Origin of the sequence: Planomonospora sp. ID91781, assembly GCF_015711595.1 — a bacterium.
Lineage (GTDB): Bacteria > Actinomycetota > Actinomycetes > Streptosporangiales > Streptosporangiaceae > Planomonospora > Planomonospora parontospora.
Genome location: NZ_JABTEY010000001.1, coordinates 2996652 through 3012564 on the forward strand (window position 1 = coordinate 2996652; position 15913 = coordinate 3012564).

Here is a 15913-nt window from a genome sequence, read left to right on the forward strand (position 1 = left end):
AACGGCGGGCGCATGAGGCGCGGATCTACCAGTTCGCCCCTACCGCCGCGTTATGGGAGCGGGCGGAAGGGCGGAGGAGGGGGGATGGGCGTCGGGGTCCTGCGGCGCGGTGCCGAAACGGGGGTCGCCGTCCAGCCAGGCCGCGTACCGCGCGCTCCGCCGGACGGCGTCGGCGTGGGCCGCCCGCGCGTGTTCGGCGATCACCGGCGCGACCCGGGCGACCGGCGACTCCGGGTGCCAGCCGAGCAGCTGCCGCCACCGCAGCGGGGCGCCCGCGAGCGGCAGCAGCCCCAGCCCGGCCGCGGGCTGGAAGGTCGCCTGGCACAGCGCGACGGCGCGGCCGACGGTGGCCAGGTGCATGCACGTGGCCACGTCGGTCTCGTAGACGGTCTTCGGGGTGAAGCCCGCGCGGGCGCAGGCCGCCGCGAAGCAGTCGCTGAAGCAGCCGTCGCCGGGGGTGGCCGTCCACTGCTCGTCGGCCAGCTCGCCCAGCTCGACCTCCCTCCTGCCCATCAGCCGGTGGTCCTCGCTGAGCAGCACGAAGACCGGATCCATCGCGATGGTCGTCCAGACGACCGGCCCGTCCACCGGCGGCGGGCTCTCCCCGCAGGCGCCGATGATCGCGAAGTCCAGCCGCCCGGTGGTGAGCATCGCGTTCAGTTCCCTGGCCGACCAGGAGGTGTGGGTCGTCACCGGCGTCGACGGCCACGCCGTCGCGAGCCGGTCCACCAGCCCTCCGAGGATCGGTCCGTTGGTGGCGCCGAGCCGGTAGCGGGGGATCTCCCCGCACGCGTTGGCGAAGCGCACGGCCTCCTCCTGGAGCTCCCGGGCGGCGGGCAGCAGCACCCTCGCCCGGGCCAGCACCAGCTCTCCGAGAGGCGTGGGCCTGGCACCGTTGTGGTCGCGGTCGAAGAGAGATCCTCCCAGCACCCGCTCTATCCGTTTGAGCTGCGCGGTCAGCGCAGGCTGGGCCAGCCCGAGATGGGTGGCCGCCTTGGTGACGCTCCCGGCCTCGGCGACCGCGCGCACGATCCTGAGGTGTCGGAGCTCGAGATCCATACCGGGAAGGTAAGGCCCCGGCGGTATGGCCGCAATGAGAACAAGTCATGAAATCTGACTCATTTTCGTGGAATCGTTCCAATGGCGTATGCCGTACCGGAGGTGAGGACGGACCGTGACGGGGTAGGCGGATGCCATGACGATGGGAATCGATCCTAAGGACCTGTCAGAGGACGACCTGATCCGCGAGCTGCGCCAGCTGCACGCCACCCGGACGGACACGTTCCTGCACGGCTCGGCCGACGCGCTCGCCAACCACAGCACCCGGACCGAGGAGCTGGAGGAGGAGTACCTGCGCCGCCACCCCGAGCGCCAGGTCGATCCCGAACGGCTGCGCGAGGGCGCCCGGCAGCGCTGAGACCGGCCCGGCCGGGAGACCGGCGGGCCCCACCGAGGAGGTACGGCCATGCGAGACGATCCCCATGATGTCCAGACCCTGTCGACCGACGACATGACCGTCTACGAGGCCGTGGCCTACCTCGCCGTGGACGACCGCGTCGCCGAGACGGCGGACGTCGCCCACGTGGCGGCCCTGCCCGAGGAGGCCGTGCGGCGGAGCCTCGCCGTCCTGGCCGAGAAGGGCTGGATCGAGCCCCGGGGCGGGGCCCACGTCCTCGGACCCCACGACTGGTCGGTGGAACGCTGAGTCCGGACGGCGCGGCGGTTCAGCCGCCGCGCCGGGCGGTCCGCACGGGCGCGTTCAGCACCAGGCCTTCCGTACGGCCTCGGCGACGGCCGGGGCCTGGGCGAGGCCGGCGTCGAAGGCCGGGCGCCACAGGGACGGGTCGAGGACGTTGGCGCCGAAGACGGCGGCGGACGCCTCGTCGGGGACGACGTGGGCGATCTCCGCGTCACCGAGCCGGGCGAGCTCGGCGGCGAAGCGGGCCCTGGGGGACAGGTGCGCCAGCGGTTCCAGGACCACCACGGCCGACGAGCCCTCCGCCAGGTCGGCGTTGGTCGCCGAGCGGACCCCGCCGTCCATGTAGCGGCGGCCGCCGATCTCCACCGGCGGGAAGACGCACGGTACGGCGCAGCTGGAGGCGACCGCCGTGACCATGGGCACCCCGGAGTCGCGCTCCCAGACGACGAACTCCCCGGTGCCGCAGTCGACCGCGGTGATCAGCAGCCGCCGCTCCGGCCACTCCTTCACCGGGAGCCGCTCGCCGACGGTCTCGATCCTGGCGCCGGTGTCCTCGACCGAGAGCGCCATCGCGCCCACCCGCCGCCGGGCCTCCCGGGGGTCGAGGGACGGGTCGTACAGGATGCCGAAGGCGGCCATCACCGCCTCCATGTCGACCGCCGGGACGGTCGCCCTGGTCTCCGATCCGGCCTGCGCCGCGACCGCGCCCTCCAGGTCCGCGCCGGTGGAGACGAGCGCCCCCACCACCGATCCGGCGGACGTGCCGACCACCAGGTCGGCCTCGCCCAGGTCCACCCCCGCCCGCCGGAGACCGGTGACGACCCCCGCCTCCCAGGCGATCCCCGCGACGCCTCCGCCGCCCAGCACCAGTGCTCTCGTCATGCGCCCATTCTTACCTGATCGCCCTCGGAAGTCCCGAAGGTTCCGCTGGGCGCCGGTCGTCCGCGGAGTCCTGTCCGTCCCGGTGTCCGGTCAGCCCTTGAGCCCGGAGCGCGAGATGCCCTCGATCACCCAGCGCTGGGCGACGAGGTAGAGCGCGATCACCGGCAGGCTGGCGATCACCGCCCCGGCCATCAGCAGGTCGTAGCGGATGCTGTTGGCGCCCTGGAAGTTGCCCAGGCCCGCGGGGAGGGTCAGCGAGTCGGGGCTGAGCAGGACGTAGATCGGCCACAGGAAGTCGTTCCAGTTGGTCAGGAAGGAGAGCAGGAACAGCGTCACCAGCGCCGGCCGGGCCAGAGGCAGGACGACGGCGGTGAAGATCTGCCAGCGGTTGCAGCCGTCCAGCTCGGCGGCCTCCTCCAGCTCGCCGGGGAGGGTGAGGAAGAACTGCCGCAGGAAGAACACCCCGAACGCGCCCGCCGCGGCGGGGACGATCACCGCGGGCAGGCTGTCCACCCACGCGAGCTCGTTGACGATCAGGAAGTTGGGGATCAGGAGCACCACCGGCGGCACGAACAGCGTCGCCACGACCGTGGTGAAGATCGCGCCGCGCCCCCTGAACCGGAGCCGGGCCAGCGCGTACGCGGCGGGGGCCGCGGTGACCAGCACCAGCGCGGCGTGCCCGGTGGCGGCGATGAGGCTGTTGGCGAACCAGGTCAGGATCGGGCTGTCGGCGCTGGTGAGGATCTCCCGGTAGGCGCCGGTGGAGAAGGGGTCCGGGATCCACTGCGGCTCGGTGGACCCGGAGCCCTCGCGGGTCTTGAAGGAGGTGGAGACCATGTAGACCAGCGGGCTGAGGTACAGCGCCGCCACCAGGGCGAGGACCAGGTGCAGCAGGGCCCGCCGCAGCCCGCGGGTGTCCCGGGGTCCGGGGCTCCTGAGGTTCATCGGCTCTCCTTCGGGTGTGGAGACCCCGCCTTGGGGCGCGGGGAGGGGGTCAACGCGCGCTCCTGTCCCGGAAGGCGCCGAACACCAGGGCGCTGGCCGCCATGAGGCAGGCGGCCAGGATGAAGCTCATGGCCGAGGCGGTGCCCATGTCGAACTGGCGCAGGCCGGTCTCGGCGATGAGGTAGATCGCGGTCTTGGTCTGGTCGGCGGGCGCGCCCGCCGTGATCAGGTAGGACTGCCCGAACATGTTGGCCGAGGCCAGGATGGTGGCGTTGACCACGAACACCGTGACCGGCCGCAGGCCCGGCAGGGTGACCGCGCGGAACCGCCGCCAGGCCGAGGCGCCGTCGACCATCGCGGCCTCGTGCAGCTCGCGCGGGATGTCCTGGAGCCCGGCCAGGAAGATGACCGCGTTCAGGCCCAGGGTCCACCACACGGTCACGCCGACCAGGGCGACCCAGGCGGGCGGCACGTCGGTGGTCCACTGCACGTCGAGGCCGAGGTAGTGGTTGACCAGGCCGATGTTCCCGTCGAGCAGGAACCTCCAGAGGAAGCCGACGACCGCGACTCCCAGCACGTAGGGGGCGAAGTAGACGGCGCGGTAGAGGTTGCGCCCGCGGAAGCGGCCGTTCATCAGCAGCGCCACCAGCAGCGGCAGCACGATCAGCAGCGGCACGGAGAACAGGGTGAAGATCCCGGTGGCCCGCATCGCCAGCCAGAAGCGCCCGCCGTCCACGCTGGACGGGTCGAACAGCTCGGTGTAGTTCTCCAGCCCGACGAACGGCTTGGCGGGCAGGTTGACGTCCCACTCGTGCAGGCTGGTCCAGAACCCGAAGCCGATCGGCAGGACCATGAAGACGGCGAAGAGGGCGAGGTAGGGCGCGAGGAAGGCGTACGGCGTCCACCACCGCATCCGGCGCGCGGCCCCGCCCGCGGCGGGTCCCGCCGCCCCGGACGGGCGCCCCGGCCGCTCCAGCACGGTCACCGGCCGCCCGTCTCCACCGGCCGGGGGCGCTCCCTCCTCCCGCGGCGCCGGGCCGGTCACCGGCCGTACTTCCGCTTGTTGTCGGCGAGCAGTTTGTCGGCCGTCGCCACGCCCTCCTTCAAGGCCTCGGCCGGGCTCGCCTGCTTCAGCACGGCCTTGGCCACCGCCAGCTCCAGCGCCTTGGACTGCACGTCGCCGACGCCGGGCAGGGCGGGCAGGAAGCGGAAGACGCCCACGTCCTTGGCCAGGCCCACCTGGGGCAGGTCCGCGACGGCGGGGTCCTCGCGGACGGAGTTGCGGGCCGGGATCATCCCGGCCTTGGCCCACTCGGTGGACCGGCGGCTGACGGAGTCGATGAAGGCCTTCGCGGCCTGCACCTTGTTCGGGTCCTTGCCCGCCTGGGAGGTGAGCACGAAGTTGTGCGAGGCGCTCCACACCGCGGGGGTGCCGCCGATGTTCGGCACCGGGGACAGGCCCCACTGCAGCGACGGCGCGTTCGCCTTGAGGTCGTTGATCTGCCAGATGCCGTCCCAGGTGAGGCTGACCTTGCCGTTCTTGAAGGCGGCGTACTGGGTGTCGATCGCGACCTTGGGCGGGCTGAAGCCCTCGTCGATCTGCTCCACCATCCAGCTCAGCGCCCGGACCCCCTGCTCGGAGCCCCACAGGGCCTTCGCGCCGTCCTCGCTGTAGAGCTCCCCGCCGTGCTGCCAGAGCAGGGACATGAACATCAGGTGGGCCGGCCACTTGTTCGGCATCCAGAACGGGGTGGCGATCCCGGCCTTCTTGAGCTCCGCGAGGGCGTCGGCGTAGGAGGCCTCGTCCGCGGGGGCGTCGGACAGGCCGATCTTCTCCAGGTGCTCGCGGTTCCAGTAGTCGCCCAGGCCGTGCACGTCGAGCGGGACGCTGTAGCGCTTGCCGTCGAAGACCCCGGCGCTCCACACGGCGGGGATGAAGTCGGCCTCGGTCAGCTCCAGCGCCCCGACCACGTCGTCCAGCGGGATGAGGGTCCGCCGGGCGGCGAAGGTGCCGATCCAGTCGTTGTGGATGATCGCCACGTCCGGTCCCTTGCCGGCGGCGATGGCCGTGGGCATGGCCGGGTAGAGGTCCTCCCAGCGGCGGGTGATGTTGCGCACCTCGATCCGGCCGGAGAACTCCTTGTTGAACGCCTCCACCATGGCCCGCATGTGCGGGCCGTCGCCGCCGGTGAAGCCGTTCCAGTAGTCCAGGGTGACCTTGGGGCCGGTGTACCCGCCGCCAGAGAACGACGGAGCGGCCGAGGCGGGCGCGGAGGAACCCGCACCGATCTTGGTCCCGCCGCCGCAGGCGGCCAGGGCGGCGGTGAGGCCGGCGGCGCCGGTCAGGCCGAGGAAGGAGCGGCGGGAGAAGGAATCGCTCATGTCTTACTCCTGGGGGGCGAAGCGGACAATACTCCATGAAACTGGCGGGAGGGTGAGGGCGGCCCGGCGGCCGTCGAGGCGGAGCCCGGTGCCCGGGCGGGGGACGACCCGGTCGGGGGCGGCGACGGAGTTGACCGCCGAGAGGTCCGGGTCGGCGAGTTCCAGGTGCTCCACCGGGACCAGGCCGGCCGGGAGCGCCACCTCGAGCTCGCAGGGCCCGCGCCGGTCGCGGTTGACCACGAAGAGCGCCGTCTCGCCGGTGGCGTCGTCGAAGGTGGCGGTGGCCCAGACGGCGGGGGCCTCGCCGTACCTGGCGGTGGTGATCGCCGGGCACTCCGGCTCCACCCGGAGCACCTGGCCCCGGGCGTGCCGGGCGGTCAGCGCGAACGGGTGGAAGACGCTCTGCCGCCAGGCCGGGCCGCCCGGCTCCGTCCGGATCGGGGCGATCACGTTGGCCAGCTGGGCCTGGCAGGCGATGCCCACGCGGTCGGCGTTGCGCAGCAGCGTGATGAGCAGGCTGCCGACCACGACGGCGTCGGTGACGTCGTAGTCGTCCTCGATCAGGCGGGGGTGCTCGGCCCAGTCCAGCGCGGACTCGCCGGGGAAGCGGCTCTGGTACCAGACGTTCCACTCGTCGAAGGAGAGCTTGATCCGCCTGCGGCTGCGCAGCTTGGCGCCGACGTGGTCGGCGGTGGCGGCGATCGAGCGGATCATGTGGTCCATGTCGGCGGCGCTGGCCAGGAAGGAGTCGACGTCGCCGTCGGACGGGTCGTAGTAGGCGTGCAGCGAGATGTGGTCGACCATCTCGTAGGTCGCCTCCAGCACCTCGGCCTCCCACGCCCCGAACGTCGGCATGCCGCCGTTGGAGCTGCCGCAGGCCACCAGGGACAGGTCCGGGTCGAAGCGCTTGAGCGCCCGGGCGGTCTCGGCGGCGAGCCTGCCGTACTCGCGGGCGGTCTTGTGGCCCATCTGCCAGGGGCCGTCCAGCTCGTTGCCCAGGCACCACAGCCGCACGCCGTGCGGCTTGTCCACGCCGTGCGCGCGGCGCAGCTCCGACAGGCGGGTGCCGCCGGGATAGTTGGTGTACTCCACCAGTTCCAGTGCCTCGGCCACGCCGCGGGTGCCCAGGTTGAGCGCCATCATCGGCTCCACCCCGGCCTTCGCCGCCCAGGCCATGAACTCGTTCAGTCCGAAGGCGTTGCCCTCCAGGCTCCGCCAGGCCAGATCCAGCCGGACGGGCCGGTCCTCCACCGGCCCGACGCCGTCCTCCCAGCGGTAGTTGGAGACGAAGTTCCCGCCGGGGTAGCGGACCAGGGTCACCCCGAGCTCGCGGGTCAGCTCCAGCACGTCGGTGCGGAAGCCGTCGGCGTCGGCCAGCGGATGGCCGGGCTCGAAGACGCCGGTGTACACGCAGCGGCCCATGTGCTCGACGAACGAGCCGAACAGGCGGGGCTCCACCGGGGCGATCCGGAAGGCGGGATCCAGGGTGAGACGGGCGCTGGTCGTCGGCAAGACACGACCTCTCTGTCAACGCGGTGTTTCGGTGGTGCGTTTGTACAACGTTGTTCCAACGTTGTAAACAGGGGCGTAGGAGGTCGATACCGGGGCGTTACGATCGACCCCGTCGGATCGTGTACGGCTCGCGCAGCCGTACGGCCAGGGAGGTGGGAGCGGGTGGGGGTGAGCCTGCGCGACGTCGCGGATCTGGCGGGGGTGTCGGTGAAGACCGTCTCCAACGTGGTCAACGGGTACGCGCACGTCGCGCCCGCCACCCGCGCGAAAGTGGAGGAGGCGCTCTCCCGGCTCGACTACCGGCCCAACCTGTCGGCGCGCAACCTGCGGCGGGGGCGCACCGGCGTGATCGCCCTGGCGCTGCCCGAGCTCGACGCGCCCTACTTCGCGGAGCTGTCGAGGTTCGTCATCGACGCCGCGGCCGAGCAGCGGTGGCTGGTGGTCATCGAGCAGACCGACGGGAGCCTGGAGCGCGAGCGGCAGATCCTCGACGGGGTCCGCGACCACCGGGTGGACGGGCTGATCCTCAGCCCCATCGCGATCGGCGCCGACGAGCTCGCCGCCCGCACCGACGAGACGGCGCTGGTCCTGCTGGGCGAGCGCATCCACGACGGCCCGGCCGACCACGTGGCGATCGACAACGTCCGCGCCGCCCGCGACGTCACCGAGCACCTGATCGGTCTGGGCCGCACCCGCGTCGCCGCGCTGGGCGCCCAGGACAGCGCGGTCAGCGGTACGGCCCCGCTCCGGCTGGCCGGCTACCGGGAGGCGCTGGCCGCGCACGGGCTCGGTGAGACGGTGGTGCGGGTGGAGCGCTACCGGCGGGCGGACGGCGCGGCGGCGATGGCCGGGCTGCTCGCCGGCGGCGACCGGCCCGACGCGGTCTTCTGCTTCAACGACCTGCTGGCGCTGGGGGCGCTGCGCGCGATCCTCTCCCGCGGCCTGCGGGTGCCCGAGGACATCGCGCTCGCCGGGCTCGACGACATCGAGGACGGCCGCTACAGCACCCCGACGCTGACCACGGTGGCCCCGGACAAGGCCGAACTGGCGCGGATCGCGGTGGACCTGCTGCGGCGGCGGATCGACGGGCGGTCCGGCCACGCGCCGCAGGAGGTCCGGGCCGGCTACCGCCTCATGGCCAGGGAGAGCACCCTGGGCCGTTGAGCCCGTTGAGCCCGTTGAGCCCGTTGAGCCCGTTGAGCCCGTTGAGCCCGTTGAGCCCGTCGAGTGCGCCGGGTCCGCGGTCCGCTGAACGCCCTGGGCGCCGAGCACCCTGAACGCCCTGGGCGCCGAGCACCCTGAGCGCCCCGGGCTCGGCGATCCCGGTGAGGGCTCAGACGTCGCGGCCCCGCATCCCCCGCTGCGCCGGGTCGACGCCCCACGAGATGATCCGCTCCGGGCGGATGCGGATGACCTCCCGGCTGAGGTACGGCGAGGGCGGCTCGTGGTCCTCGACCGCCTCGGCCGTGCCCCGGATCTCCACGCCCCGGACGACCCAGGGGTCGGTCGAGGCGAGGTCGTCCACCACGAAGGCCACTCGGCCGTTCGCCAGCACGTTGCGGAACTTCCTGGTCGCGCCCATGGCGCGGCCGTAGATGTCGATCGTGCCCGTCGCGGGATCGTAGTGGAAGCCGGTGGGGCTGTTCTGCACCGTGCCGTCGGGCGCCACGGTGGCCAGGCGGCCGAGCCGCTGCCCTCCGAGGTAGTCGAGCTCGGCCTGGGTGAACACGTGCGCGGAGGTCTCTGCGGTCGTCATGCGTCCAGGCTGCAACCTCAAGCTACCTTGAGGTCAACTTAGGATGGGCCCGTGTCCCAGACAACGGAACTCAGCGTCGGCCAGCTCTCCGCCCGCAGCGGGGTGGCGATCTCGGCCCTGCACTTCTACGAGGCCAAGGGCCTGATCCGCAGCCGCCGTACGGCGGGCAACCAGCGCCGCTACACCCGCGACACGCTGCGCAGGATCGCCTTCATCCGGGTCTCCCAGCGGGTCGGGATCCCGCTGAAGACGATCCAGCACGCGCTCTCCGCCCTGCCGGACGGGCGCACCCCGAACCGCGAGGACTGGGCCCGGCTCTCCGCGCTGTGGCGGACCGAGCTGGACGACCGGATCCGGCAGCTCCAGCGCCTGCGTGACGGCCTGACCGACTGCATCGGCTGCGGCTGCCTGTCCCTCGACCGCTGTGCGCTGGCCAACCCCGGCGACGTGCTGGCCGCCCGCGGCCCGGGATCGCGGCTGATGGTCGCCCCGGCGGCGGGCTGCGCCGTACCGGGGGAGGCGGCGGGCGCGGGGACGGCGGCCGGCGCCGGGGCGGGCGCCGCACCGGGAGAGGCGGGCTTCGGGGCGTGCGCGGGGCCGGGCGGGGAAGCGGGCGGGGAGGCGGACTCCGGCGCGGCGTGAAAATTACATCGGAACCGGAGTCTCACCTCGCCTTTGTTGGTTGTGAACTCAAACTAATTGACGATGTGTCCGCGGCCGTGTGAACCTCTGGGCGCTCATGCACGCGCATCACGGGCGGTCGGAGGTCAGGTTCCCGCTCTCTGATCGTGCATGGCGGTTCGTCCATTGCTCCGCGGAGGGAAACCGTACATGCGAAGAAGACTGGTCAGCGTGCTCGCCGCCTCGGTGCTGACATGCGCGGTGGCGGGCACCGCCGTCACGGGCGCGGCCGCGCAGACCGCCCCGGCCGGCGCCCTGTCGGCCGCCGCCACCGTCGTGGCCGCCGAGACCAACGAGTGGAAGAACGTCCGGATCGACGGCGGCGGGTTCGTCCCGGGCATCATCTTCAACCAGAAGGAGAAGAACCTCATCTATGCCCGCACCGACATCGGCGGGGCGTACCGGTGGGAGCAGTCCAGCAGGACCTGGGTCCCGCTGCTCGACTGGGTCGGCTGGGACAAGTGGGGCTACAACGGCGTGGTCAGCCTCGCCGCCGACCCCGTGGAGACGAACCGCGTCTACGTCGCGGCCGGGATGTACACCAACGACTGGGACCCCAACAAGGGTGCGATCCTGCGCTCGGCGGACAAGGGCAAGACCTGGCAGGCCACCGAGCTGCCGTTCAAGCTCGGCGGCAACATGCCCGGCCGGGGGATGGGCGAGCGGCTGGTCGTGGACCCGAACGACAACCGCGTGATCTACCTCGGCGCGCCCGACGGCAACGGCCTGTGGCGCAGCACCGACAAGGGCGTCACCTGGGCCAAGGTCGCGAGCTTCCCCAACCCCGGGAACTACGCCGCAGACCCGGACGACCCCAACGGCTACCTGAGCCACCGGCCCGGCGTGGTCTGGGTGACCTTCGACCCGACCTCGGCGACGGCTGGCAAGACCACGCAGAAGATCTACGTCGGGGTGGCCGACAAGGAGAACACGGTCTACGGCTCCTCCGACGGCGGCGCCACCTGGACCCGCGTCGCCGGGCAGCCGACCGGCCACATCGCCCACAAGGGCGTGTTCGACCACACCAGCGGCACCCTGTACATCGCCACCAGCGACACCGGCGGGCCGTACGACGGGGCCAAGGGCGACGTGTGGAAGCTCGACACCAGGACGGGCGCGTGGACGCGGATCAGCCCGATCCCGTCCAGCTCCGCCGACGACTACTTCGGCTACAGCGGCCTGACCATCGACCGGCAGAACCCCAACACGATCATGGTCGCCACCCAGGTCTCCTGGTGGCCCGACGCGATCTTCTTCCGCTCGACCGACGCCGGCGCGACCTGGACCCGGATCTGGGACTGGGGCGCCTACCCCGAGCGGACCAAGCGCTACACGATGGACATCTCCTCCGCGCCGTGGCTGACCTTCGGGGTGAATCCGCAGCCGCCGGAGGAGGCGCCCAAGCTCGGCTGGATGAACGAGTCGGTGGAGATCGACCCGTTCGACTCCAACCGGATGATGTACGGCACCGGCGCCACGATCTACGGCACCGAGGACCTGAAGAAGTGGGACACCGGCGGCAAGTTCACCATCAAGCCCATGGTCGAGGGCCTGGAGGAGACCGCCGTCCTCGACCTGATCAGCCCGCCCAGCGGCGCGCCCCTGGTCAGCGCGCTCGGTGACATCGGCGGCTTCCGCCACACCGACCTCACCAAGGTCCCGCCGATGATGTTCACCTCACCGACCTTCACCTCGACCACCAGCCTCGACTACGCCGAGACCAGCCCGAACATCATGGTCCGCGCGGGCAACTTCACCGACGCCGACAGGCCGGGCGACAGCCACGTCGCCTTCTCCACCGACGGCGGCGCGAACTGGTTCCAGGGCACCGAGCCCGGCGGGATCAACGAGGGCGGCACCGTCGCCGCGGCCGCCGACGGCTCCCGGTTCGTCTGGGCGCCCAAGGGCGTGGCCGTCCACCACACGGTCGGCTACGGCAACGGCTGGACCGCCTCCACCGGCATCCCGACCGGCGCCGTGGTCGAGTCCGACCGGGTGAACGCCAAGAGGTTCTACGGCTTCAGCGCCGGGAGGTTCTACACCAGCAACGACGGCGGCGCCACGTTCGCGGCCTCCGCGGCGACCGGCCTGCCCGCCGAGGGCAACGTCAAGTTCAAGGCCGTGCCCGGCCGCGAGGGCCACGTCTGGCTCGCAGGCGAGACCGGCCTGTTCCGCTCCACCGACGGCGGTGCCTCCTTCACCAAGCTGTCCGGCGTCACCTCCGCGGTGAACGTCGGCTTCGGCAAGGCCGCGGAGGGCCGGAACCACCCGGCGCTCTACGCGGTCGCCACGATCGGCGGCGTGACCAGCGTCTTCCGCTCCGACGACACCGGCGCCACCTGGGTCCGGGTCAACGACGACCAGCACCAGTACGGCAACATGGGCGAGGCCCTGACCGGCGACCCCCGGATCTACGGCCGCGTCTACCTGGGCACCAACGGCCGCGGCATCGTCTACGCCGACACCGGCGACGGCGGGACCACGCCCCCGGACGACGACACCACCGACCCGTCCAAGCCGGGCAGGCCGGCCGCCTCTGCGATCACCTCGACCGGCGCCACGCTGACCTGGACGGCCTCGACGGACAACGTCGGCGTCGAGGGCTACGACGTCTACCGCGAGGCCGGGGCCACGGACGTCAAGGTCGGCTCGCCCTCCTCGGCGTCGTTCGCCCTGACCGGGCTGACGGCCGACACCTCCTACACCTACTACGTCGTGGCCCGCGACGCCGCCGGCAACACCTCGGCCGCCTCCGACCCGGTGACCTTCAAGACCACCACCGGCGGATCCACCGAGGGCGGCTGCACCGCGGCCTACAAGGTGGCCAACTCCTGGCCCGGCGGCTTCCAGGGCGAGGTGACGGTCAAGAACACCGGCACCGCCGCCATCACCGGCTGGACCGTGAAGTGGACCTTCCCCGACGGCCAGAAGATCACCCAGCTCTGGAGCGGGGTGCACACCCAGACCGGGGCGGACGTCACCGTCGGGAACGCGGGCTGGAACGGCAACCTGAACGCGGGCGCCTCCACCTCGTTCGGCTTCGGGGGCAGCTGGGCCGGCGCCAACGGCGTCCCCGCCGCCGTCACCTGCACCGCGGGCTGACCCGTGTGAGGTGACCCCGCGGGAGGCCCCGGCCGTACGGCGTGCCCGCCGTACGGCCGGTTCCGCCCATCGGGACGATCTCCCGGCCTCGCGCCCTCCGGGGGCACGAGGCCGGACTCGTCCGCGGGGAGGAGCGGAGCTCGGACGCGCGGGCCTATCCTGGAACGAAACCGACTGTCCGGGGGAACACGTGGCCATCTCAGACGGGGTGCGAGGCACCCAGGACGGCGCCGGTCGACCGTCCGGGGCCGGTGACGCCGGAGCGGCGGAGGCGGAGGGCCCGACCAGGCGCGAGACCGGTGACGCCGAGGCGGTGAAGGCCGAGGCGGCCGAGCGCTCACCCATCCGCTCGGGCCTGCACGGCCGGCTGGACGCGATCAGGGCCACCCGCGCCGGCCGCCTCACCCTGAAGATCGTCATCGGCGCGCTCGGCGGCGTGCTGGTCGTCGCCGGGCTCATCATGGTGCCGTTCCCCGGGCCCGGCTGGGCGGTCGTCTTCGCCGGCCTCGCGGTGCTGGCCCTGGAGTTCCACTGGGCCCACCGGCTGCTGGAGTTCGGCAAGCGGACCCTGTCGGCCTGGATGGTCTGGCTCGGCCGGCAGCACCTCGCGGTCAAGGGCCTGGTCATCCTGGTCGCCGCCGCGACCGCCACCGCCATCGTCTACTTCGGCGTCAAGCTCAGCTTCGGCGTCGACCTGGTCCTCGAGGCCCAGAAGCTGCTCATCCGCTGACCCGGGCCGGGACGGCCGGAGATCCGGCCCGGCCTGCCTCGGCCGCCCGCGGCAGGCCGGTGAAGAGCGCCGGCAGGCCGGGCATCGCGGCGAGGGCGTGTCCCGGCGGGCGGATCAGGCAGGCGGGACGAGCGTGTGCAGGTGCATCTCGACGAGCTCGTCCTCCCCGGTCGGCGACGGCTGGGCGAGCAGCCTGGCCAGGGCGAACCCGTTCCTCCTGGCGACCGCGCAGGAGGCGGGGTTGGCCACGGCGTGCCGCAGGTCCAGCCGGGACAGCCCCAGGCAGGCGAACGACCACCGGGCGACCGCGCCGAGCGCGTGACCGGCCACGCCGCGCCCGCGGGCGGCGGGCAGGACCCAGTAGCCGACCTCGCCGACCCCGTCGCCGCGGGTCCGCACCCGGATGTGACCGAGCACCCCGCCGGTGGTCGAGTCCGCGACGGCGAAGGAGGCCGACGAACCGTCGGCCCAGCCCTCGATCCGGTCGGCCAGCCAGGCCTGCTCGTCGGGGATCTCGGGGGAGGCGGTCGCCCAGCGGCGGATCTCGGGGTCGCGCAGGGCCGCGCCCACCACCCCGGCGTCCTCGGCGCGCCACGGCCGCAGGTGCAGCGTGCCCGCGGTGATCTCCATGGGTTCCACGCCGGGTGAGCCTACCCGGTGGGCGCTCTCCGCTCCGCGTGGCGGCCCCCTGGGGCGGACGATGCCCCGTGTTGACGGAACAGGGCGGTTCATGACGATCGCCCACCGCAGGGAGGTGCTGGAGCCGTTACACGCCGGTGACGCGATCTGCCCGGCGGCGTAACGCCCCGTGGCGACGCTGGACGACATGAGTGAGACGGAACGCGAGCGGTCCGCCTCGGGGTGGACGCTCAACAGGGAACTTCTCAACGTCGGAGCGGTCATCGTCGCCGCGGGCATCGCCCACCTCGTGATGGGCCTGATCGGGCATGGCAGGCACGGGCCGGTGACGCTCCTGCTGCTGGGCGGGGTGCTGGTCGCGGCGGCCCTCGGCCACCGCTTCTACGAGGAGCGGCGGCACCGGCCGGAACCGGCCGCGGAGTGCGTCAGATGCGGGGAGACGGCCGGGAGCTGAACGTCCGGGTCCGGGGGTGCGGGAACAGCCCGCAGAGAGTTCGCCCGGGCCCGCAGCGAGTTCGTCCGGGGCGGTGCGGCCGGGGAGGCGGACCCTTGTTAGGCCAACCGATTCGTTATAGATCTCGAATCATGAGGATCTCCCGGCCTAGGCTGCGGCCGTGCCCCTGACCCACGGGATTCACCGACTGCTCCGCGGCGCCGTCATCGCGGTCGCGCTGACCGTGCCGGCCCCCCTCGCCGCGCACGCCGGCGCGCACACGGCCGCGCCGGTGGACATCAAGCTGCCCGGCACCTCGGCGACCGTGCGGGAGGACTCCGCCGACCCCGCGCGGGTGACCTCCTACACGCTGAAGGGCGCCGCCTACCTGCGCCGGGGCACCGGGTTCGTGCGGAGGACCGGTGACGCGGAGGTCACCGTCGCGCCGAAGGGCGCCAGGGCGCTGGCGGTCCCGGCGGCCTACAGCTCCGGATACGACTCGGTGGTCCTCCTCGACGTCGCGTCGGGCAGGGGCACCCGGATCCGGACGGTGCGCAAGCCCCTGGTCGCCAACTCCGCGCGCTGGTCCCGCGACGCGGGCAGGGCCGTCCTGACCGTCAGGAAGAGGTCCGGGTCGGCCTGGGCCACCACCGGGTTCGTGATCGTCGACGCGGCCGCCGGGTCGGCGCGGACGGTGACCGTGCCGGGGGTGGACGCCGCGGCGACCTTCCGGTGGAGCCCGGACGGCACCGAGCTCGTCGCGGGCCACCGGGGAGGCACCCGCTTCTACGGCCAGGACGGCTCGGTCCGGCGCACGCTGACCGGGACGGGCACGCCGGTCGGCGGCGAGGACGCCTTCTCGCCGTCGGGCCGCGCGCTGGCGACGTGGTGCCCGGCCTCCTACACCGAGCACGTCTGCGTCTGGAACCGCACCACGGGCAGGGTCGCCGCCCGGGTGGGCATCCGGCCGCAGAGCATCTGGGGCTGGTGGGACGAGAGGCACCTCATCGCGGTCGTGGCCTCCGGCGGGACCCGCCGCGTCGTGCTGAGCGACCTCACGGGCAGGACCGTCCGGACGCTGGCCGCCTTCTCCGCCGCCGACTGGGACAAGAAGCTCTATCTCGGCTACACCCGCAAATGACCCGAGCCCAG

At 72.7% G+C, this 15913-nt stretch carries 15 protein-coding genes and 1 pseudogene; 8 read left to right on the plus strand and 8 right to left on the minus strand.

What is annotated here, in order from left to right; all coding sequences use genetic code 11:
- Positions 1–39: 39 nt before the first annotated feature.
- Positions 40–1059: a LysR family transcriptional regulator gene (locus HS048_RS13630; RefSeq protein WP_068896775.1), complete on the minus strand. Its 1020-nt coding sequence runs from the start codon at positions 1057–1059 to the stop codon at positions 40–42.
- 142 nt (positions 1060–1201) lie between these two features.
- Here HS048_RS13630 and HS048_RS13635 point away from each other — a divergent pair, with 142 nt between their 5' ends.
- Complete coding sequence (locus tag HS048_RS13635) at positions 1202–1417, plus strand: DUF6158 family protein (protein WP_229797686.1); 216 nt, start codon at positions 1202–1204, stop codon at positions 1415–1417.
- Positions 1418–1465: 48 nt separating this feature from the next.
- Entirely contained in the window at positions 1466–1705 is a 240-nt protein-coding gene (locus HS048_RS13640) for a hypothetical protein (protein ID WP_068896773.1), read from the plus strand.
- A 54-nt stretch (positions 1706–1759) separates the two neighbouring features.
- Here HS048_RS13640 and HS048_RS13645 read toward each other — a convergent pair whose 3' ends face one another.
- The 5 genes from HS048_RS13645 to HS048_RS13665 all read right to left on the minus strand — a co-directional run bounded on the left by HS048_RS13645 (position 1760) and on the right by HS048_RS13665 (position 7420).
- Positions 1760–2581 (minus strand): patatin-like phospholipase family protein, encoded by an 822-nt coding sequence (locus HS048_RS13645; protein WP_068896772.1) that lies wholly within the window; start codon positions 2579–2581, stop codon positions 1760–1762.
- Between the two features lie 90 nt (positions 2582–2671).
- Entirely contained in the window at positions 2672–3526 is an 855-nt protein-coding gene (locus HS048_RS13650) for a carbohydrate ABC transporter permease (protein WP_068896771.1), read from the minus strand.
- Positions 3527–3575: 49 nt separating this feature from the next.
- On the minus strand, positions 3576–4511 hold the full coding sequence (locus HS048_RS13655; protein ID WP_196467143.1) for a carbohydrate ABC transporter permease: 936 nt from the start codon (positions 4509–4511) through the stop codon (positions 3576–3578).
- 56 nt (positions 4512–4567) lie between these two features.
- A complete protein-coding gene (locus HS048_RS13660) occupies positions 4568–5908 on the minus strand; it encodes an ABC transporter substrate-binding protein (RefSeq protein ID WP_068896770.1) in 1341 nt (446 codons plus the stop codon).
- A gap of 3 nt (positions 5909–5911) precedes the next feature.
- A complete protein-coding gene (locus tag HS048_RS13665) occupies positions 5912–7420 on the minus strand; it encodes an alpha-N-arabinofuranosidase (protein WP_068896769.1) in 1509 nt (502 codons plus the stop codon).
- A 162-nt stretch (positions 7421–7582) separates the two neighbouring features.
- On the opposite strand from HS048_RS13665, the gene HS048_RS13670 reads away from it, so the two are divergent.
- Positions 7583–8584 (plus strand): LacI family DNA-binding transcriptional regulator, encoded by a 1002-nt coding sequence (locus tag HS048_RS13670; protein WP_068896768.1) that lies wholly within the window; start codon positions 7583–7585, stop codon positions 8582–8584.
- 169 nt (positions 8585–8753) lie between these two features.
- Here HS048_RS13670 and HS048_RS13675 read toward each other — a convergent pair whose 3' ends face one another.
- Positions 8754–9176, minus strand: a complete 423-nt coding sequence (locus tag HS048_RS13675; RefSeq protein ID WP_196467144.1) for a PPOX class F420-dependent oxidoreductase — start codon at positions 9174–9176, stop codon at positions 8754–8756.
- A 51-nt stretch (positions 9177–9227) separates the two neighbouring features.
- On the opposite strand from HS048_RS13675, the pseudogene soxR reads away from it, so the two are divergent.
- From soxR to HS048_RS38850, 3 genes and pseudogenes are all read left to right on the plus strand, one after another.
- A pseudogene (gene soxR, locus HS048_RS13680) lies at positions 9228–9671 on the plus strand (redox-sensitive transcriptional activator SoxR); the annotation flags it as partial.
- 336 nt (positions 9672–10007) lie between these two features.
- Positions 10008–12959 (plus strand): cellulose binding domain-containing protein, encoded by a 2952-nt coding sequence (locus HS048_RS13685; protein WP_196467146.1) that lies wholly within the window; start codon positions 10008–10010, stop codon positions 12957–12959.
- A 190-nt stretch (positions 12960–13149) separates the two neighbouring features.
- Positions 13150–13689 carry a TIGR02611 family protein gene (locus HS048_RS38850; protein ID WP_307832461.1) on the plus strand — a complete coding sequence of 180 codons (540 nt, stop codon included), beginning with the start codon at positions 13150–13152 and terminating at the stop codon, positions 13687–13689.
- 114 nt (positions 13690–13803) lie between these two features.
- On the opposite strand, the gene HS048_RS13695 is transcribed toward HS048_RS38850, so the two are convergent.
- The gene (locus HS048_RS13695; RefSeq protein WP_068896765.1) at positions 13804–14319 is read right to left on the minus strand and encodes a GNAT family N-acetyltransferase; all 516 of its coding nucleotides are present in this window, start codon (positions 14317–14319) and stop codon (positions 13804–13806) included.
- A gap of 196 nt (positions 14320–14515) precedes the next feature.
- Between HS048_RS13695 and HS048_RS13700 the strand changes: the two genes are divergently transcribed.
- Positions 14516–14782: a hypothetical protein gene (locus tag HS048_RS13700; protein WP_196467148.1), complete on the plus strand. Its 267-nt coding sequence runs from the start codon at positions 14516–14518 to the stop codon at positions 14780–14782.
- Positions 14783–14942: 160 nt separating this feature from the next.
- Entirely contained in the window at positions 14943–15902 is a 960-nt protein-coding gene (locus tag HS048_RS13705; RefSeq protein ID WP_196467149.1) for a WD40 repeat domain-containing protein, read from the plus strand.
- Positions 15903–15913 lie beyond the last annotated feature (11 nt).